Below are 19495 nucleotides of genomic sequence, written 5' to 3' on the forward strand. Positions count from 1 at the left end.
TCTGTGCCGGACGGTCACGGCTTCCGGGCGAGCCCTCCGTGCTCCGCGACGATCTCCGGGGCGGGCGAGCCGGGCTCCGGGCGCCACCGGGTGACCGGTACGACGCCGGGGTCGATCAGGTCCAGGCCGTCGAAGAACGAGGTGATCTCCTCGACGGTGCGCAGGTTGTACGGGACGGCGCCGCTGTCGTTGTAGGCCTCCTGCGCCCGCTCGAAGACCGGGTCGGAGCCCAGCGACCCGTCGTTGACGCAGAGGTGACTGCCCGGTGGCAGGGCGGACATCAGCCGGCCGACGAGGGAGCGGGCCCGGTCGTGGTCGGCGACGTGGCCCAGCACGTTGCTGAGGATGAGCGCGGTCGGCCGGGTCGGGTCCAGCGTCGCGGCGGCGGACGCGAGGATGCGGTCCGGGTCCGTGACATCGGCGTCGATGTAGTCGGTCGCGCCCTCGGGGGAGGAGTGGAGCAGCGCCCTGGCGTGGGCCAGGACCATCGGGTCGTTGTCGACGTACACGATCCGTGACTCGGGCGCGAGCCGCTGGGCGACCTCATGGGTGTTCTCGGCGGTCGGCAGGCCGGCGCCGACGTCCAGGAACTGCCGGATGCCCGCCTCGCGGACCAGGTAGGTGATGGTGCGGCGCAGGAAGGCGCGGCTGCTGCGGGCGATGGTGACGATGCCGGGGAAGACGGCGGCGTACGCGTCGCCGGCCTGCGCGTCGACCGGGTGGTTGTCCTTGCCGCCGAGCCAGTGGTTCCAGATGCGGGCCGAGTGCGGCACCGACGTGTCGATCTGCTGGTGCGTCGCCGACGCTGGCGTCGGATCGGTCATGGATCGTGCCCCTCTGTTCAGCCAAGGCCGGATTCCGCCACCGCCCAACCTACGCCCCAAGGCCCCCTTCCCACCTCCCTGTTCGTGCCTTGCGAACCGATAGGGAAAACCCTCGATTGCCCCGCCGCGAGGTGACATGGCTCGGTCAATGCTGTCATCCTCCCTCAGCACGCTGATCCACCCCACCCGTTCATGGATCACGGTCCCGCACAGCTCAGCTCACCCCGGGCAGCAGACCCGTCTGCCCGTCTGTCACCGGCCGCCGACCGGGCGGCCGCAGCAGGAGGAGTACGAGTGAGACCCCACAGACCCCTTCCCCACAAGCGGGCCACGGTCGGAGCCGCCCTGGTCTCCACCGCGGCCTTCCTCGCCGTCGGTCTCCAGGCGGTTCCGGCGACCGCCGCACCGGCCGCTCCCCACCCCAGCCCGCTGCGCACCGGCGGCCTGGTGGCCAAGCTCAGCCCGGCCCAGCACCAGGCGCTGATCAAGAGCGCCCGGCAGCAGACCGCCACGACCGCGCGCACCCTCGGCCTCGGCGCCCAGGAGAAGCTGGTCGTCAGGGACGTCGTCAAGGACAACGACGGCACCCTGCACACGCGGTACGAGCGCACCTACGCCGGGCTGCCCGTCCTCGGCGGCGACCTCGTCGTGCACACCCCGCCCGCCTCGGTGGCGAAGGGGACCGTGAGCACCACCTTCAACAACAAGCGCACGATCAAGGTGCGTTCCACGACCGCGACCGTCAGCAAGGCCGCCGCCGCGACCAAGGCCCTGAAGGTCGCGAAGTCCCTGAAGGCCGAGAAGCCCACCACCGACAGCGCCCGCAAGGTGATCTGGGCCGGCGACGGCACCCCGAAGCTCGCCTGGGAGACGGTGATCGGCGGGCTCCAGGACGACGGCACGCCCAGCCAGCTCCACGTGATCACCGACGCCACCACCGGCAAGGAGCTGTACCGGTACCAGGCGATCAAGACCGGCACCGGCAACACCCAGTACAGCGGCACCGTCACCCTCAACACCACGCTGTCGGGCTCGACGTACCAGCTCTACGACACCACGCGCGGCGGCCACAAGACGTACAACCTCAACCGGGGCACCTCCGGCACCGGCACCCTGATGACCGACGCCGACGACATCTGGGGCGACGGGACGGGCTCCAACACCCAGACCGCGGGCGCCGACGCCGCCTACGGTGCGCAGGAGACCTGGGACTTCTACAAGAACACCTTCGGGCGCAGCGGCATCCGCAACGACGGCGTCGCCGCCTACAGCCGCGTCCACTACAGCAGCGGCTACGTCAACGCCTTCTGGGACGACAGCTGCTTCTGCATGACCTACGGCGACGGCTCGGGCAACACCCACGCCCTGACCTCGCTGGACGTGGCCGGCCACGAGATGAGCCACGGCGTCACCTCCAACACCGCCGGCCTGGAGTACAGCGGCGAGTCGGGCGGCCTGAACGAGGCCACCTCCGACATCTTCGGCACCGGCGTGGAGTTCTACGCCAACAACCCCAAGGACGTCGGCGACTACCTCATCGGCGAGAAGATCGACATCAACGGCGACGGCTCGCCGCTGCGGTACATGGACAAGCCGAGCAAGGACGGCGGTTCGGCCGACAGCTGGTACTCCGGCGTCGGCAACCTGGACGTGCACTACTCCTCGGGCCCGGCGAACCACATGTTCTACCTGCTGTCCGAGGGCAGCGGCAGCAAGGTCATCAACGGCGTGACCTACAACAGCCCGACCTCCGACGGTGTCGCCGTCACCGGCATCGGCCGCGACGCCGCCCTGAAGATCTGGTACAAGGCGCTGACGACGTACATGACGTCCAGCACCAACTACGCCGGTGCCCGCACCGCCGCCCTCAACGCGGCCGCCGCGCTGTACGGCACCAACTCCACGCAGTACGCCGGAGTGGGCAACGCCTTCGCCGGCATCAACGTGGGCAGCCACATCAACCCGCCGAGCAGCGGGGTGACGGTGACCAACCCGGGCAGCCAGTCCGCCACCGTCGGCAGCGCCGTGAGCCTGCAGATCCAGGCGAGCAGCACCAACAGCGGCGCGCTGACGTACAGCGCCTCCGGTCTGCCCGCCGGCCTGTCGATCAACAGCTCGACCGGTCTGATCTCGGGTACGCCCACCACGGCGGGCACGTCCAGCACCACCGTCACGGTGAAGGACTCCACCGGCGCGACCGGCACCGCGACCTTCGGCTGGACGGTCAGCACGACCGGCGGCGGCTGCACCTCCACCCAGCTGCTGAGCAACCCCGGCTTCGAGTCGGGCAGCACCGGCTGGACCGCGACCAGCGGCGTGATCACCACCGACAGCGGTGAGGCGGCCCACAGCGGCTCCTACAAGGCCTGGCTGGACGGGTACGGCTCCTCGCACACCGACACCGTCTCCCAGTCGGTGACCATCCCCGCGGGCTGCAAGGCCACCCTGACCTTCTACCTGCACGTCGACACCGCCGAGACCACCACCAGCACCCAGTACGACAAGCTGACGGTGACCGCCGGTTCGAAGACCCTCGCCACCTACTCGAACCTGAACGCGGCCTCCGGCTACAGCCAGAAGACCTTCGACCTGTCCTCGCTGGCGGGTTCGACGGTCACGCTGAAGTTCAACGGCGTGGAGGACTCCTCCCTCCAGACCAGCTTCGTCGTGGACGACACGGCCCTGACGACCGGCTGAGCCGGCACCGACGACAGCGGTCCCGCACCCGGACGGCCGGGTGCGGGACCGCTCTCGTGTCAGCTCAGCGGATCCAGCGTCAGGTACGCCTGCCGCGGGTTGCCGTCGTGCACCAGGGACTCCTGGTTGCCGACGTCGTCGAAGGCGAACGCGTACGCCTTGCCGTCGGACATCTGCGCGTGGATCGCGCGCGCGTAGTGGTTGGTCACCGCGTCCCGGTAGAAGTTCGCCGTCGTGGTGTCCGGCTGGTCGGGGTTCACCAGCAGGGTCGACCGGTTGAAACCGGCGCACAGCGTACGGGAGATGGGCCCGCGGACCTGGTCGTTGGGCGCGTCCAGCAGCTTGTGACAGCCGAAGACGCTCGCCGCGTCGGGCTTCTGGAAGCTGGTGACGACCGCACCGGAGGCGTTGGTGAAGTTCATGACGTTCCCGGAGACACGGCCGTAGTACTTGGTGTTCGGCTGGTCCGCGAACGGCGTGACGGTCAGCGTCGACGTCGTGTACTTCTGCCAGACCCGGTTCACGTAGTCGTCCATCACGCTCGCCGGCAGCGCGCCGGTCTCCACGCCGTACAGCGGGGACAGCGCGCGCAGCACGGTGCCGTCGGAGCGGGTCTGGACCAGGCCCGCCCAGCCTCCCGGCTGCGCGCGCAACGCGCTGAAGAAACCGTTCCAGCCGCCGGACTTCAGATGCCCGGTGCTGCTGACGCTGCCGTCGGCCCGCTGCACCCCGACCGCGTACGGCGCCGAGAACATGTCCACCTGGGTGCTGTTGAGCCACAGCCCGGAGTCGTTGAGCGTGTACTCCGACCAGTTGAAGAGGATGTTCCGGTTGGGGTCGGACGGGTTCTGGACGGCCGGCTGCACCAACCCGCCCGTGGTGAGCCTGAAGTCGAGCTTCTGGCCGTACGAGAAGTAGATGCGGCCGGAGAACTTGGGGATGCGGATGGTCGTGGACTGCCCGGCGGCCGGGCCGGGTATCGCCGCGTCCGGTGCGGGAGTCGGCGGATTCCCGCCCGCGGGCCAGGCGTGGAAGGCGCCGCTCGCGTCGGCCCAGCCCTGCCGTCCCGAGGAGAGCTGGGTGCCGAGGTCGTAGATGTACACCGGCTCGGAACGGCCCGAGTTGTTGGTGATCTTCAGGGGGATGGTGTCGGGGACGGCGGCGTCGGCGCGCTCCGGTGCGCCGAGGGCGAGCAGTCCGCCGAGCAGGGCCGCGGCGGCGGCCAGGGGGAGCGCGCGACGGGGAAGCGCGCGGCGGGTGGGCCTGAGAGGCACTCTCCACCTCCGTGTGGGGTCGGGGTCGTACGGACTTGGTCCGTACCGCTGTGAGAGCGCTCTCAGATTCATGCCGAGACGCGTGCATGTCAATGACATGGGCGAGATCGGCCGGCGCCCACCGCCGGGCGGGCGCCGGGTCCCGGCGTCAGAACGTGCGCTTGAGCAGACCGAGCAGCGCGGCCCAGTGCCGCTCGTCGGCCTCCCGGTCGTAGGCCGGGGTGTCCGCCTGGGTGTAGCCGTGGTGGGCGCCGGCGTACACCTCGCAGGTGTGCCGCACTCCGGCGGAGGCCAGCGCCTCCTCGAAGCGCGCCACCTGCTCCGGGGGCAACGACGGGTCCTCGTCGGCATGCCCGAAGTACAGCTCCGCGGTGATGTTCGGGGCCTGGAGGTGCGGGCTGTCCGGGTCGTCGGTGGCGAGGCGCCCGCCGTGGAAGCCGGCCCCCGCCGCGACCCGCTCGGGATGGGCGCCCGCGGTCCACAGCACGAGCCGGGCACCCATGCAGTAGCCGGTCAGCGCGACCGGGCCGTCGGACGCGACCGGGCTGTCGGCCAGCCACCGCAGATAGGCGTCCGCGTCCCGCCTGACCTGGTCCGGCGTCAGCCCGGACACGATCGGGCCGAGCCGCTCCCAGAGGGTCGGGTCGGCGTCCGGGTCGATGAACTCGGGCAGTTCCAGGACCGGCGTCCGGCCCAGGCGGTAGAACACGTTCGGCACCAGCACCGTGTAACCGGCGCCGGCGAGCCGGTCGGCCATCGACCGCAGATACGGCCGCAGACCGTAGGCGTCCTGGTAGAAGAGGACGGCCGGACGGGGGCGGCCGTCGGCCGGGTGGACGACGTAGGCGTCGGCGACGCCGTCCTCGGTGGGGATGTCGACGGCGGTCGCCTGGACATCGGTCATGGTGAGAAGGCCCTCCCTCGGGGATGGGCGCGGGCGGCGGATGCCTGCCCGGCGCCGCGGCTACGGCCATGCTGCCACGCAAGATCCAGTCGGGCGCACTCGGCGTCCCCGGCGCTCGCGTGCGGGGGCCGGTGCCGTCGGGCTGGCGTGCAGGCGGCCGGTGTCCGCGGTGTTCGTGTGCGGGGGCCGGTGCTGCTGCGCTCGCGTGCCACCGGCGCTCACGTACAGCAGCCCGTGCTCACCGGCTGGGCCCGATGCCCTCGGCCGCTCACTCGAAGCGGCTGGTGTCCCCGGCGCCCCGTCGGACGATCTCCGCCTCGCCGCCGGAGAAGTCGACCACCGTCGTCGGCTCGGTGCCGCAGTCACCCGAGTCGACCACGGCGTCCACCACGTGGTCGAGCCGGTCCTTGATCTCCCAGCCCTGGGTCAGCGGCTCCTCCTCGTCCGGCAGCAGCAGCGTGCTGGACAGCAGCGGCTCACCCAGCTCGGCCAGCAGCGCCTGGGTGACCACGTGGTCGGGGATGCGCACGCCCACGGTCTTCTTCTTCGGGTGCTGGAGCATGCGCGGCACCTCGCGGGTGGCCGGCAGGATGAACGTGTAGCTGCCCGGCGTCGACGCCTTCACGGCCCGGAACACGTCGTTGTCCACCCGGACGAACTGGCCGAGCTGCGCGAAGTCCCGGCACATCAGGGTGAAGTGGTGCCGGTCGTCCAGCCGGCGGATGGAGCGGATCCGGTCGATGCCGTCCCGGCTGCCCAGCCGGCAGCCGAGCGCGTAACAGGAGTCGGTCGGGTATGCGATGAGCGCCCCCGAGCGGACCGCGTCGGCGACCTGGCCGATGCTGCGCGGCTGCGGGTTCTCGGGGTGCACGTCGAAGTACTTCGCCATCTGCCGAGCTTATGCCGTCGCGGGGCCCGGCGCGGATACCTATGGCCTCATACCTGTTTGACATAGGTATGGAGTCATACCTATCGTGGCGGTCGTGTCCTCCCTGCCCGGATCCGGCGCTCCCCGGCGGAACGTCGACAGTGCCGCCTCGGCGCTCGCCGACGCCCTGCCCGCGCTGCACCGGGCCCTGGACCGGCTGGTCGCCCGCGACTACGCCCTCCCCAAGCCGCCCGAAGGGCACCTCAACCTGCTGCGCCACGTCGCCGAGCACGAGGGCACCACGGTCCGCGAGGCCGCCGACGCCCTGCTGATGAAGCCCAACAACGTCAGCGCGCTGGTCTCCCAGCTCACCGAGCAGGGACTGCTGGAGCGCCGGCAGGACGGCACCGACAAGCGCGTCGTCCGCCTGCATCCGACAGCGGTCGCCCGGCGGCGCCTCGGCGAGGTGCACGCCCTGCAGGTCTCCCACCTCACGGAGGCACTGCTCTCGCTGACCGAGGGCGAGATGGACGCCCTGGGCTCCGCCCTCGGTGCTCTGCGTGCACTGACGCGCGGGCTCCGTTCCGCTGCCCACTGAGCCGTAGCCCCCCGCGGCGTCGCCGCCCGTGCGTGCCGTCGCCGGTCGCGGGGCGCGTGCCGTCGTGGGCTTCGCTTCCGTCACCCACCCCCGTACCAGACGAGGCTTCTCCTTGCCGTCCACGTCCGTGGACCACTCCGCCGTGCCCGCATCGCCGGCGCCTTCCGCGTCGCCCACCGCCGCCGCCCGACGGCGTGCCAACCTCTGGCTCACCCTCTGCGTGGCCGTCGCCTTCGGCCTGTTCATGGTCCAGCTCGACGGATCCGTCGTGGCGATCGCCAACCCCGAGATCGGCCGTGAACTGCACGCGTCCACGGCCCAGTTGCAGTGGGTGACCAACGCGCCGCCACCCTGATCCTCGGCGGCAAGCTCGGTGACCGGTTCGGCCGGCGCACCTTCCATCTCGCCGGCGTCGCCGGATTCGCGCTCTCCTCCGTGGCCATCGGCCTGTCCGGCTCCCTCACGGGCGTGGTCGCCTTCCGCGCGCTCCAGGGAGTCTTCGGCGGCCTGCTCATGCCCCACACCCTCGGCCTGCTGCGAGCGGTGTTCCCGCCGCGCAAGTTCGGCATGGCGGTGGGCATCTGGGCGATGGTCTCGGCCGTCTCCACGGCCCTCGGCCCGATCGTCGGCGGCCTGCTGGTGGAGAACGTCGGCTGGGAGTCCGTGTTCTCCGTCAACCTGCCCATCGGCGTACTCGCCTGCGCCTTCAGCGCGTACGTGCTGCCGCAGTCGAGGAACACGACCGGACACCACCGCTTCAAGGGCGAGACCTGGGGCTGGGCGTCGGCGGGGACGTGGGGCGCGGTCATCGTGGGCCTGCTGCTCCTCGTCGTGTTCGGCCGCCACGAGACCCGCGTCGAGCACCCGCTGCTCCCGATGCGGCTCTTCCGCAGCCGCGACCTGACGGTCGGTACGGTCATCACCGCCCTCGACTTCTTCGTCATGTTGGGCGTGATCTTCTTCGTCATGCTCTACCTGCAGAACGTGCGCGGCCTGACGCCTGTCCAGGCAGGACACCCTGCCGCTGAGCCTCGCCTCGCTCGTCGCCTCCCCGCTCGGCGCCGCGCTGACCGGACGCTTCGGCGCCCGTTTCTGCATGCCGCTCGGCATGCTGCTCCAGGCGGCGGCCTGCTTCACCATGCTGAGCTGGTCCGGCGACTCCCCGTACGCCACCATGTGGCCGCCGTTCGTCGCGCTCGGCCTGGGCGTCGGCATGGTGCTCTCCGCCTCCTCCGACGCGATCGTCGGCAACGCGCCGGTGCGGGACGGCGGTGTGGCCGGGGGACTCCAGGCCACCACCCTGCAGATCGGCGGCGCCCTCGGCACGTCCGTGCCGGAAGGCTGGCCGAGGCCGGGGACGCGGTGGCGATGGGGGTGGCCCCCGTCTCCCGCACCATGCCTGACCCCCTCCGGGCAGCCGTGACCGAGGGCAGCGCACAGGCGTTCATGAACGGCCTGCACACCGCCGCCGCACTCACCGGCACACTCTGCGTCCTGGGCGCGGCCCTGGCGGCGGCCGGGATGAGGCGCGAGGGGCCGGCCGAGGCGGAGTGAGGGGCGGTACGGCGGCGAGGGGGCCGCCCGGGGGCACCCGGGCGCCGCGGCGCTTGACCGGCGGTTTCGCTGCGCCTGGTGAAAATCTGAAAAGCAGCCGGAATTCGTCTGCGTACTTCCCGGATTCCAGGGCATCCGACCTCTGAGTCGCCCTGGGCCTTCCCCCCGCCCGGGGCGCGGCGTCTCCGCCGGCGGCCAACCCCCCCCAGGCCGCCGGCGGAGCCTTGTCCATGGACCCACCGAGCCGGCACCTATCTGGCCGCCGGTGCGGCCGGCAGGTCGAACACGTGCCGTGGAGAGATGATCTCCGTGATCGCCCGGCCGAACAGTGTGCTGGGTTCCTCGCCGTCGTGGTCGATGTCGGTGTTGAGGAGGACGACGAGGGTCGTGCGCGTCGCCGGCAGACAGATGGTCAGCGACTCGTAGCCGGGCAGGGAGCCGTTGTGGCCGATCCAGCCGTGTACGTCGAAGATGCCCAGCCCGTATCCGACGCCCGGGATCGGGGTCGCCGGGGTGATGAGGCGCTGTCTCTGCGTGGCGGGGCTGATCAGGCGGCTGCCGTCGGGCAGTTCGCCGGTGGCGACCGTGGGCGCCCAGACACGCAGGTCGTCCAGTGTGGAGATCATCGCCCCGGCGGCCCAGCCCCAGGACGGGTTCCAGCCCGCCGTCCCGGCGACCTTCCCGTTCGCCGTCTGGTCGGTGTAGCCCTGCGCGTGCGGGGCGGGGAACTCGCTGCCCCGCGGGAAGAGCGTGTGCTTCATGCCGGCCGGGTCGAGGATGTGCTGCCGGATGTAGTCCCCGAGGTGCCGACCGCTCTCCTTCTCCACGACCAGGCCGAGCAGGATGAGATTCGTGTTGCTGTAGGAGAACTTCTCACCCGGCGGGAACAGCACCGGATGCCTGAAGGCGTAGTCGAGCAACTGCCGGGGGGTGAAGGGGCGTCGGGGGTCGGAGGTGAGCGCCTTGAAGAAGTCGTCGTCCTCGGAGTAGTTGAACAGCCCGCTGCGCATGCCGGCCAGCTGGCGGAGCGTGATGCGATCGCCGTTGGGCACGCCGCCGACGTACGTGCCGATCGTGTCGTCGAGGCCGACCTTTCCCTGGTCCACCAGTTGCAGCAGCGCCGTCACGGTGAACGTCTTCGTCTCGCTGCCGATGCGTGTGTACAGGTCCGGCGTCATCCTCCGGCCGGTCGCCTTGTCGGCGACGCCGAACGAGCGGACGTAACTCTCCTGACCCGGTGTCCAGATGCCGACGGTCACGCCCGGCACGTTCGCCTCGCGCATCACCCGGCGTACGGTCGCGTCGAGTTGTCGGGTCACGGCGGGGGAGAGGGCGCGGACGTCCGGCTCCGAGGCCGAGGGGCCGGGCGGGGACGCGACGGCCGCGGCCGGTACGGCGGCCGGCGCGGCGCCCGCCGTGAGCGGCGCGCACAGGCTTCCCGCCAGTACGGCGACCATGGCGCCCCGGCGCAGGCGTACGGACGTGGGCGACATGGGCTGACTCCAAGCACGTGAGAGGCCACCGTGCGCGGGGCGGACGTCGGAGCCCGGACCTGCTCAGCATAAGAGCGCCCGGCAGGCGGCGCGCGCCGGACGAACCGCGCCCCCGTCCCGGGCCCGTCCCGGGCGGGACGTCCCTCAACCGACGGAATGCTTGTCCGACGGGTGGAAGGCCTCGTTCGGGCGATGGAGTCACCCGACCCGGTGAGCGGGCGGTGTGGGGCGTACCGGTGGCGGGCCCCGGGCGTTGCCCCGGCATGAACCGCTTGGACTGGATGGACCGGATGGAGCGCATGGACCGGATGCGCCGGCTGCGCCAGATGGACCGTACCGGGGAGCCGATCTACGCCGGGCTCGTCGCGGAGTGGCGGGCGCAGGGGCGGACCGTCCCCGCCGAGCCGGACGCGTTGTGGGCCGCCCTGTCGGGCCGCGCCCGGGGTGCCCGGCGCGAGGCCAAGCACCTCTGAACCGCTACCGGTACTGCCCGCACGGCGGCGTGAGCACCGCCAGCGTGCCGTTGGCCTGCTGCAACGCCTCCTCCAGGGCGCCGGGCGCGTGCAGCGTGCCGGTGCCGTCGGGCGGCACGAGCCACTCCAGGGAGCGGGCGGGCCGGTACGGCGGTGGTACGGCGACCCAGGAGCCCTTGGTCGCGTACCGCAGCCCCGCGCCGATCCAGCCGTCGGACGGGTCCGGTGGCAGGAAGAACCCGACCCGCCCCGCCGCCGTGTCCACCAGAGTCGGCCCGGGCACCGGCAGGTCCGGCCGCCACAGCAGGTCCAGGGTGAGCAGTCCCAGCCGGTCGGGGACGCTCAGCACGTCCCAGAAGCGGCCCGCCTCCAGCAGTGCGACGCCCTCGCCGTGGTCCCATTCCCGTTTGCAGGCGCGCGGGTCGGCCGACGCCGCCGCCAGCCACTCCACGCCACGCATCCACATCGTGTTCGTCATGCACTGCTCCGGATGTCCTCGCTCGCCTGCCCGAACGCAGGGAACGACCGCGGCCGGGCACTTCGTGCGTCCGCACGCCAACCCGGCATATGCATGGTTGTAGATATTTCTACGTGGCGGAAGGGGTGGCGCGCCCTGGCGTTTGAGGCGGGGCGTTCGAACTCCGCGTGCCGGTTCGTCAGTCGAGTCACCGGGACGCGCCACCCGTCCGGGGGACCCGCCAGACATCGCGCGCTCGATTCGAGCGTCATGACAGTTGAATCAATCGTCAAGGCTTGAGATCAGTGTAATTTCCGTCGTACGCTCACGGCATTCTCTCCCCGTCTCTGTCGAGGTGACCCATGGACCGCACGCGTCTGCCCGCCCTACTGGCCCGTGAGAGCGCCGAGGCCGAACGCCGGAACCCGCGCTCGCGGGCGGCGTACGCGCGCGCCGACCACCTCTTCGGCCGGGTGCCGATGACCTGGATGAACAAGACCGCCGGTGCCTTTCCGCGCTACCTGGCCGGGGCGCGCGGCGCCCGGGTCACCGACGTCGACGGACACGAGTACATCGACTTCTGCCTCGGCGACACCGGCGCGATGGCCGGCCACTCACCCGCCCCCGTCACCGAGGCGGTGCACCGCCGGTACGCCGAACTGGGCGGGGCCACCGCCATGCTGCCCACCGAGGACGCCGAGTGGGTCGGCGCCGAACTCACCCGGCGCTTCGGCCTGGCCCGCTGGAGCTTCTCGCTCACCGCGACCGACGCCAACCGCTGGGCGATCCGGCTCGCCCGGGCCGTCACCGGCCGGCCGAAGATCCTGGTCAACAGCTACTGCTACCACGGCAGCGTGGACGAGTCGCTGATCGTCACCGGCCCGGACGGGACCGGCACCGCCCGCCCCGGCAACGTCGGCGCGCCCTGCGACGTGACGCTGACCAGCAGGGTCGCCGAGTTCAACGACCTGGAAGGGCTGGAGCGGGAGCTGGCCCACGGTGACGTCGCCGCCGTGCTGATGGAGCCCGCCCTCACCAACATCGGCATCGTCCTGCCCGAACCCGGCTACCTCGCCGGCGTCCGCGAGCTGACCCGGCGGTACGGTGCCCTGCTCATCAACGACGAGACCCACACCTTCTCCGCCGGGCCGGGCGGCTGCACGGCCGCCTGGGACCTGGAGCCCGACCTGCTCACCATAGGAAAGGCGATCGGCGGCGGCATCGCGGCCGGCGCCTACGGGCTCTCCGCCGAACTCGCCGACCGGCTGCTGGGCCGCAGCGACCTGGACCTCGTCGACATGGGCGGCGTCGGCGGCACCCTCGCGGGCAACGCGCTGTCCGTCGCGGCCACCCGCGCCGCCTTGGAGCACGTGCTGACCGACGAGGCGTTCGCCCGGATGGCGACCCTCGCCGAGCGCTTCGAGGCGGGCGTCCGGGCCGGCATCGAGGCCCACCGGCTGCCCTGGACGGTCAGCCGGCTCGGCGCCCGCACCGAGTACCGCTTCACCTCCCCGGCCCCGCGCACCGGCACCGAGTCCGCGGCCGCCTCCGACCCGGAGCTGGAGGACTTCCTGCACCTCTACCTCGCCAACCGGGGCATCCTGCTGACCCCGTTCCACAACATGGCGCTGATGTGCCCGGACACCACCGAGCGGGACGTCGACACCCACACCGAGGTGTTCGCCGCCGCGCTCGCCGAACTGGCCGCCTGAGGAAGGGAGCGGGACGAGATGAAGGACATGGACGACATCGACCGGGCCATCCTGCGCGAACTGCAGACCGACGGCCGTATCGCCTACGCCGACCTCGGCCCCAAGGTCGGGCTGTCCGCCTCGGCGGCCCGGCAGCGCCTGCAGCGGCTGCTGGACTCCAAGGCGGTCCAGGTGGTCGGCGTCACCGACCCGATGGCCATGGGCGGCCAGGCCATGGCCCTCCTCGGCATCGGCATCGACGGCGACCCACGGGCCGTCGCCGACACCCTCGCCGAGCGCCCCGAGGTCGTCTACTCGGTGCTCACCTCGGGCGGCTTCGACCTCTTCGCCGAGGTGGTCGCTCCCGGTCCGAAGGCGCTGCTGGACTTCGTCAACGACGCGGTGCGCCCCATCGAGGGCGTCCGTGAGGTCCGGTCCTTCCCGTACTTCGGCATCCACACCCACCGCTTCCTGTGGGACGTGGGCTGACCGGCACGGACGACGAGGTCAGGCGGCGGACGGCCCGGGCGTCAGGACCAGCATGGTGACGTCGTCGCGGATCGTGTAGCGCCGCCGTGCCAGGTCTGCCCAGACCGCGCCGGGCAGCTCCGCGGACGGGGTGCCGGCGAGGGCGGCCAGCCGCTCCGGCAGCGGGTAGAAGGCGCCGGCGGCGTCCCGCGCCTCCCACACGCCGTCGGAGGCCAGGAACAGCCGGTCGCCCGGTCCGAGCGCCACGGTGACCTCCTTCGGCGGGTCGACGCCGAGGAGCCCGATGCCCAGCGGCGGACCGGGCGCGACGGTCACCTCCCGGGCCCGTCCCCCGTGCAGCAGGACCGGCACCGGATGACCGCAGGCCACCAGCCGGACCGCGGCCGTGTCCGCGGCGAACTCCAGCAGCAGGGCCGTCGCGAACAGCTCCCCGTGCCGGACGTCCGCCGAGTCCACCGCGAGCCGGCGGTCCAGCCGGGCGGCCACCGACTCCAGGTCCGGCTGGTCCAGGGCGGCCTCACGGAACGCCCCCAGCAGCGACACCACCGTCGCGACCGCCGCCAGCCCGTGCCCCTGCACGTCACCCATCACCGCGCGCACGCCGGACGGCCCCTTCCGCACGTCGAAGAAGTCGCCGCCCACCAGCGTCCCGTCCTGCGCCGCCCGGTAGAACGCCGCGCACCCCACCTGCCCGACCCGGTCCGGCAGCGGCGGCAGCACGGCCCGCTGCACCGCCTCGCCGATCGCCCGCTCGGTGTCCAGCTGGGCGTCCCGGTGGCTGCGCACGTAGGACACGAACACACTCAGCGCGGCCACGAACGCGATGGTGAGCACATCCGTGTTGCCGGGAAGGTTCAGATGGGTGGCAGGGAGGTTCAGCACCACGATCGCGCCCACACCGAGCAGACCGGTCATCAGCGGGCCGTAGGACAGGACCGCCAGCGGCGGGATGGCGCCCAGCAGGAAGCCGAGATCGCGCGCGTGCGCCGTGACCAGGGTGGCCGAGCCGACGGCCGCGAGCAGCAGCACGGGCAGCACCCGCACCCACCACGGCGGCGGCGCGCCCCGCAGCCAGCCGCGATCCTCCCGGTCCCCGCGCGACGACCGGCCCCGCACCGATTCCACATCCCCAAGTTACGCCGCACCCCGCGGACCGCGCCGCGCGGAGATCCCGCGGACGGCCGTGCGGAAACACCCCGGGAAAAGGGGTGGACCCCGGTCGGCCGGTCCTCTAGCCTCTGATCATCACGCCCGAGACGGACGGACGAAGGAGGCGAGTGTCATGTGGATCACCAGCATCCAGCGCTCCCCCCTCCCCGTGCCGCGGGCGTGTCACGTCTGATCAGACCGGGAGCGCGCACACCGTACGCATCCCGGAGGATTCCTTGACCGACGTGGTCATCCGCACGCTCGACGAGAGCAGTGCTCACCTTTTCCGCACCATGCCCGACCCGCTCGCCCTGAGCGACAAGCACCGCAGCACCCACTACCGCCCCGACTGGCAGCGCATCGCCCTGCGCGACGGCCGCACCGTGGCGCGCGCCGCCTGGTGGGGCCGCCCCGAGGACCCCGAGCCGCTCGTGATCAACTGGTTCGACGTCGCCGAGGGCGAGGAGGAGGCGGGGGCCGAGCTGCTGCGGACGGCGCCCTGGAAGACGCCCGAACTCGAACTCGACCTGCCCACCGGCTGGCGCGACGACCCGCTGCGGCGGGACGCGGTGGCCGTCCGGGAGAGTGCCGCGCGCCGGGCCGGCTACACACCCCTGGTGCAGCGCTTCCTCTACCGCTGGACCCCGGACCGGGGACTGCCCGAGCGGCCCGGACGGCTCCTGTTCACCGCCGAACCGGACGACGACGTGTTCCTCGACCTGCTGCGCCGCATCAACGTCGGCACGCTCGACGCCCACGCCCGCCGGGCCATCGAGCAGGGAGGAGTGGACCAGGCGGCCCGGGAGGACCTGGAGATCCTGCGCTGGTTCCCCTCACCGCGCGACTGGTGGCAGGTCGCCCGCACGCCGGAGGGCGACGCGGTCGGCATCCACATCCCGGCGCGCAACCCCGGCGGGCCGTGCGTCGCCTTCATCGGCGTGGTGCCGGAACACCGGGGCCACGGCTACGCCTACGACCTGCTCGCCGAGTGCACCCACTTCCTGGTCGAACAGGGCGCCGAGTTCATCGCCGCCGCCACCGATCAGGGCAACGTCCCGATGGCCGCGCACTTCACCAAGGCCGGCTACCCCGTCGTACGGGAACGCGTCAACTACTGGACCGACCATGAGGTCGCGGCCGGGTGACGCGCTGACGGCGCGGTGACCGGCGGTGCCGGGGCGGGGAGCCGGCCCCCCGCCCCGGCACCGCGGCCGCTCACCGCGTGCCGTCCGCCAGCCGCGCCTCCGCGGTGGCCAGGATCTCGGTGACCCGGAGGCCGAACGCGGCGTCGCAGGAGTGCGGCCGGCCCGTGCGGGCCGCCCGCACCAGCGCGTCGGCGGCCCGGGCGAGCGCGGGGACCGCTCCCTCGGAACTCTCCGGCAGGACCGTCACACCGGCCTCGCCGCGCAGTTCCACGTCGGCCCCGGCCGCCGCAGGCGGAGCGGTCAGGCTCAGCGTGAGGGTGCTCGACGCACCGGTGGAGTGGTCGAGCACCAGGTGCACGGTGTCCGCCGGACCGTGCGCCGCCGCCACGACCTGCCGTACGTCACCGAGGACCGGCAGCAGCACCGACAGGGCGTGCGGGCCGACGTCCCACAGCGCGCCCTTCTCCCGCCGCCACGGCGAGGCCGCGAACGGGCTGTCGCTCGTGAACACCGCGCCCAGCCACTGCGCCCGCGCCGTGAACCAGCCCGTCGCGGCCGCCTGTTCGTCGATCCAGGCCTCCGGCTCCTTCTGGAAGCGCGTGGTGAAGAACACCACCGACGCCACCCCGGCCTTCTCCACCGCCTCCACGACGGCGCGCCCCTCGGCGACCGACACCGCCAACGGCTTGTCCAGCAGCAGATGGCGGCCCGCCCGGGCCGCCCGCACCGCCACCTCGGCCTGCACGGACGGTGGCAGGGCCACCGCCACCGCGTCCACGTCGGCCAGCAGGGCGTCCACGTCGGCGTACGCGGTCACGCCGTACTGCTCCGCGAGCGCCGTGGCGGCCTCCGGCCGGCGCCCCCACACCCCGGCGAACTCCACGCCGGTGTGCCCGGCGAGGGCCGGGGCGTACGCCGCCTGGGCCCACGGGCCCGTTCCCAGCAGTCCGATGCGCATGTCGCGTTCCTTTCTCCGAGCGGTTCCCCGCACTTCAAGATGCTGTGCTCCGGTCGCCGTCCGCACGTCCGCGGCCGGCATCGCCTTCTTCCGCGAGCCACTTGGCGATGGTCGCGGCGATCGGCTGACCGGTGTCCATCTCCACGAAACCGAACTGGCCGGACTGGTTGCACTCCAGGAACCACCAGATCCCGTCCGCGTCCTCCGCGAAGTCGAAGGCGCCGTACGCCAGTTCCGCCCCCGCCATGTAGCGCAGCACGCCCTCGGCGACGCGGGGCGGCACCTCCGCGGGCAGCCAGGGGGAGACCGACGGGGCGAACCGGACGTCCACGTCGTCCGGGTGGGCGTCCGGGTCGGCGGGCTTGCGCGCGGCCAGCAGCGCGTCGCCGACGACGGTGAGCCGGATGTCGGCCCGCTTGGCGATCCGCCGTTGCAGCAGGGTCGGGCCGAAGGCGACCGCCGTGAAGTCGGCGTCCGGCGCGACCCGGCTGGTCGGCACCGCCCGGGGCGGCTCCTGCGGGTGCGCCCCGGAGACCGGCTTGACCACCAGGTCCGGGAAGCGTTCCGCGAACTCCCGCGCCGCCTGCGGGAACGTCGTGATGAGGGTGGCCGGCACGGCCAGGCCGCTGCGCTGGGCCAGACGGAGCTGCCAGGGCTTGTGCCGGGCCCGGCGCGCGGCGTCCGGATGGTTCATCCAGCGGGCGTCGGTGCAGCGCAGCATGCCGTACAGCGCCTGGGACGACTCCTCGGTCAGCCAGGCGGACGGCTGGGCGGCGCGGGCGGCCGGGACGCCCGGCCTGCGCACCCAGACGGAGCGCAGGCCGTTCATGCTCACCAGGCGCCCGCCGACGGACAGATGCCCCCGGCAGGCGCCTCGCACGTACTCGCCCGACAGCGCCACCCCGTTGGTGAGGTCGGCGGGGTCGAGCCGGACGACAGGCACGCCCGCCTCGCCCAGCCGGAGGACCACCATGTCCGCCGTCACGTCCTCTTCACTGGTCAGGATGAGCACGGTCATCTGTGGAAGCCCGCGGTTCAGTCGTCGAAGTGCGTCTTGGAACCGGCGGTCGAGGTCGTCGTTCCGAGTGCTCTGAGGGTCGCGTGGTCGGTGGCGGCGATCCGCCCGTCCGGGAGGACGTTCAACTGCAGTCCGGAGTCGTACGCATACGGAGCGGTGACGTCCAACTGCACTGCGGGCCGCGCGTAGTTGAGCGTGAACGGTTGCATGGTCTCTCCCTGATTCGGCTTTCACGTCCTTATACGAGTCGAACGGGTGATTGGTTTCCTCACGCTGCGTGAGCACCCTTCGGAGGGGTTCGTTCCGGGGTCATCGCGCGAGCGCGCCCCGCGCCGCCACCAGCGCCTGTTCCGCGTATCCCCGCCCGAACAGCACCGCGTGCACCAGCAGCGGGAAGAGCTGGTGCAGCCCCACCCGGTCCCGCCACCCGTCGGCCAGCGGCGCCGCCCGCCGGTAGCCGGCGAGCACCCGGTCCAGATGGGGGCAGCCGAACAACTGGAGCATGGCCAGGTCGGTCTCCCGGTGTCCGCCGTGCGCGGCCGGGTCGATCAGCCGGACCTCGCCGTCGGCGCCCCACAGCACGTTCCCGTTCCACAGGTCGCCGTGCAGCCGGGCGGGCGGCTCGGCCGGCCCCGCCAGCTCCGGCAGCCGCGCGCAGACCCGCTCGAACACCGTCGCCTCGTCCGGCCGGAGCGTGCCGCGGTCGACCGCGCCGCGCACATACGGCAGCACGCGGTGCTCGGCGTACCAGCGGGGCCAGTCGGTGCCCGGTGCGTTGCGCATGGGGGCGAGGCCGATGTAGGCGTCCTCGGGTCCGTCGGGCGGCGGTGCCCCGAAGTGGGGTGCGCCGGCCGCGTGCAGCGCGGCCAGGGCCTGGCCGAAACGCAGCGCTGCCTCGGGGTCCGGAGAACCGGTGGACACCCGCTCGGTCACCATCCAGTGCTCGTCGTGCCCGAGCACCGCCGGCACCCGGACCGCGTCCGCCGCGGCCAGCCAGCGCAGCCCCGCCACCTCGGCGCGCACCGCCCCGGGGCCGTCGCCACGCTTGACCATCACCGGTGCCCCGCCGTCCAGCAGTACTTCGGCGGGCGAGCCCGACGACCGCCGGGCCTCGCTGACCGGGCGCCCGGTGAGCCGGGCCGCCACCTGTCCTGGATCCTCGTCTCGGTTGACCACGGCCCCAGCGTACGACCCGCAATCAAGGCCGCTCGCCGGGCATTTCGACCATTGATACGACTGTTTTCAGCCAAACCCAGCCGGTCACTACCCGTGCTGATCCCGTACGGCTGGCGTGAGCGCGCCGCGTCGCCACACCGGGGGCACAGGGCCGCAGGGACCAGCGCGCGGCGGAGGATCTCCCCCGTGACCACGGCCCGGTGGCGATCCCGGTGCCCGCCTCGCCCCAGCGCCGCCGGGTCTTGAGCCACCCGGGCCCGCTGGAGCCCAAGCCGGTGTCGGGCCGGGCCAGGGTGCGCCAGAAGGTTGCCAGCCGGCCTCCGCGCTCCATCTCCGATCCGCGCCCTCGCTGAAGTGCACCCCTTCAAGAGGCTGAAGTTCACCCCGCACGACTTCCGCCGGATCCTCATCACCGCACTCGTCAACAGCGGCCTGGCGATCCACATCGGGGCGGCCCTGCTCGGGCATCTGAACGTCCAGTCCACTCGCGGCTGCGTCGCGGTGTTCGACGAAGACGTCATCCGCCACTACCAGGAGCACCTGGAACACCGGCGCCAGATCCGTCCCACAGACGAATGCCGAGACACCACCTCTGACGAGCGGGACGCAGGCCGAGGTCGAAGGCTGGATCGGTGAGATCGAGGGCATCGACCTCACCCTCACCTTCCTGCGCGCGAAGCGCGACGAGACCCAACGCCGAGCTCAGCGACCAGCCGTCCACCTCGGC

The 19495-nt window shown here is 72.3% G+C and carries 18 protein-coding genes and 1 pseudogene; 8 read left to right on the top strand and 11 right to left on the bottom strand.

Features of this window, described 5'->3' with window-relative positions:
* Nucleotides 1-14: 14 nt before the first annotated feature.
* A complete protein-coding gene (locus OO52_RS05820) occupies nt 15-824 on the bottom strand; it encodes an SAM-dependent methyltransferase (RefSeq protein WP_030641626.1) in 810 nt (269 codons plus the stop codon).
* Nucleotides 825-1118: 294 nt separating this feature from the next.
* On the opposite strand from OO52_RS05820, the gene OO52_RS05825 reads away from it, so the two are divergent.
* Nucleotides 1119-3521, top strand: a complete 2403-nt coding sequence (locus tag OO52_RS05825) for a M4 family metallopeptidase (protein WP_030641628.1) — start codon at nt 1119-1121, stop codon at nt 3519-3521.
* 59 nt (nt 3522-3580) lie between these two features.
* Here the strand turns inward: OO52_RS05825 and OO52_RS05830 are convergent, their stop codons facing one another.
* From OO52_RS05830 to OO52_RS05840, 3 genes are all read right to left on the bottom strand, one after another.
* Entirely contained in the window at nt 3581-4795 is a 1215-nt protein-coding gene (locus tag OO52_RS05830; RefSeq protein WP_030641629.1) for a glycoside hydrolase family 64 protein, read from the bottom strand.
* Nucleotides 4796-4943: 148 nt separating this feature from the next.
* A complete protein-coding gene (locus OO52_RS05835; protein WP_030641631.1) occupies nt 4944-5699 on the bottom strand; it encodes a dienelactone hydrolase family protein in 756 nt (251 codons plus the stop codon).
* 268 nt (nt 5700-5967) lie between these two features.
* On the bottom strand, nt 5968-6588 hold the full coding sequence (locus OO52_RS05840) for an L-threonylcarbamoyladenylate synthase (RefSeq protein ID WP_030641633.1): 621 nt from the start codon (nt 6586-6588) through the stop codon (nt 5968-5970).
* A 103-nt stretch (nt 6589-6691) separates the two neighbouring features.
* Here OO52_RS05840 and OO52_RS05845 point away from each other — a divergent pair, with 103 nt between their 5' ends.
* Both OO52_RS05845 and OO52_RS05850 read left to right on the top strand, forming a co-directional pair.
* Nucleotides 6692-7165 carry a MarR family winged helix-turn-helix transcriptional regulator gene (locus tag OO52_RS05845; RefSeq protein WP_030641635.1) on the top strand — a complete coding sequence of 158 codons (474 nt, stop codon included), beginning with the start codon at nt 6692-6694 and terminating at the stop codon, nt 7163-7165.
* 112 nt (nt 7166-7277) lie between these two features.
* Nucleotides 7278-8719: pseudogene (locus OO52_RS05850) on the top strand (MFS transporter).
* A 251-nt stretch (nt 8720-8970) separates the two neighbouring features.
* On the opposite strand, the gene OO52_RS05855 reads toward OO52_RS05850, so the two are convergent.
* Nucleotides 8971-10212, bottom strand: a complete 1242-nt coding sequence (locus OO52_RS05855; RefSeq protein ID WP_030641637.1) for a serine hydrolase domain-containing protein — start codon at nt 10210-10212, stop codon at nt 8971-8973.
* 263 nt (nt 10213-10475) lie between these two features.
* On the opposite strand from OO52_RS05855, the gene OO52_RS05860 reads away from it, so the two are divergent.
* Nucleotides 10476-10685: a hypothetical protein gene (locus tag OO52_RS05860; RefSeq protein WP_231406285.1), complete on the top strand. Its 210-nt coding sequence runs from the start codon at nt 10476-10478 to the stop codon at nt 10683-10685.
* A 4-nt stretch (nt 10686-10689) separates the two neighbouring features.
* Here the strand turns inward: OO52_RS05860 and OO52_RS05865 are convergent, their stop codons facing one another.
* Nucleotides 10690-11163, bottom strand: coding sequence for a hypothetical protein (locus OO52_RS05865; RefSeq protein WP_030641641.1), 474 nt, complete (start codon nt 11161-11163; stop codon nt 10690-10692).
* A 341-nt stretch (nt 11164-11504) separates the two neighbouring features.
* Between OO52_RS05865 and OO52_RS05870 the strand changes: the two genes are divergently transcribed.
* Both OO52_RS05870 and OO52_RS05875 read left to right on the top strand, forming a co-directional pair.
* Nucleotides 11505-12854: a transaminase gene (locus tag OO52_RS05870; RefSeq protein WP_030641642.1), complete on the top strand. Its 1350-nt coding sequence runs from the start codon at nt 11505-11507 to the stop codon at nt 12852-12854.
* A 27-nt stretch (nt 12855-12881) separates the two neighbouring features.
* Nucleotides 12882-13322 carry an Lrp/AsnC family transcriptional regulator gene (locus OO52_RS05875; RefSeq protein WP_030641644.1) on the top strand — a complete coding sequence of 147 codons (441 nt, stop codon included), beginning with the start codon at nt 12882-12884 and terminating at the stop codon, nt 13320-13322.
* An 18-nt stretch (nt 13323-13340) separates the two neighbouring features.
* Here OO52_RS05875 and OO52_RS05880 read toward each other — a convergent pair whose 3' ends face one another.
* Nucleotides 13341-14447 (bottom strand): PP2C family protein-serine/threonine phosphatase, encoded by a 1107-nt coding sequence (locus tag OO52_RS05880; protein ID WP_030641647.1) that lies wholly within the window; start codon nt 14445-14447, stop codon nt 13341-13343.
* 260 nt (nt 14448-14707) lie between these two features.
* Here OO52_RS05880 and OO52_RS05885 point away from each other — a divergent pair, with 260 nt between their 5' ends.
* Nucleotides 14708-15616 carry a GNAT family N-acetyltransferase gene (locus tag OO52_RS05885; RefSeq protein WP_030641649.1) on the top strand — a complete coding sequence of 303 codons (909 nt, stop codon included), beginning with the start codon at nt 14708-14710 and terminating at the stop codon, nt 15614-15616.
* Between the two features lie 70 nt (nt 15617-15686).
* On the opposite strand, the gene OO52_RS05890 is transcribed toward OO52_RS05885, so the two are convergent.
* The 4 genes from OO52_RS05890 to OO52_RS05905 form a co-directional block, all read right to left on the bottom strand.
* A complete protein-coding gene (locus tag OO52_RS05890; protein WP_030641651.1) occupies nt 15687-16574 on the bottom strand; it encodes a Gfo/Idh/MocA family protein in 888 nt (295 codons plus the stop codon).
* Between the two features lie 34 nt (nt 16575-16608).
* Complete coding sequence (tgmB, locus tag OO52_RS05895) at nt 16609-17592, bottom strand: ATP-grasp ribosomal peptide maturase (RefSeq protein ID WP_030641653.1); 984 nt, start codon at nt 17590-17592, stop codon at nt 16609-16611.
* Between the two features lie 17 nt (nt 17593-17609).
* Entirely contained in the window at nt 17610-17801 is a 192-nt protein-coding gene (gene tgmA / locus OO52_RS05900) for a putative ATP-grasp-modified RiPP (protein ID WP_014670659.1), read from the bottom strand.
* A 100-nt stretch (nt 17802-17901) separates the two neighbouring features.
* Entirely contained in the window at nt 17902-18738 is an 837-nt protein-coding gene (locus tag OO52_RS05905; RefSeq protein ID WP_037628711.1) for a fructosamine kinase family protein, read from the bottom strand.
* Between the two features lie 384 nt (nt 18739-19122).
* Between OO52_RS05905 and OO52_RS50690 the strand changes: the two genes are divergently transcribed.
* Nucleotides 19123-19404: a site-specific integrase gene (locus OO52_RS50690; protein ID WP_030641658.1), complete on the top strand. Its 282-nt coding sequence runs from the start codon at nt 19123-19125 to the stop codon at nt 19402-19404.
* The last annotated feature ends 91 nt before the right edge of the window (nt 19405-19495 follow it).

It is taken from the genome of Streptomyces flaveolus (assembly GCF_000716535.1).
Classification (GTDB): Bacteria; Actinomycetota; Actinomycetes; order Streptomycetales; family Streptomycetaceae; genus Streptomyces; species Streptomyces flaveolus_A.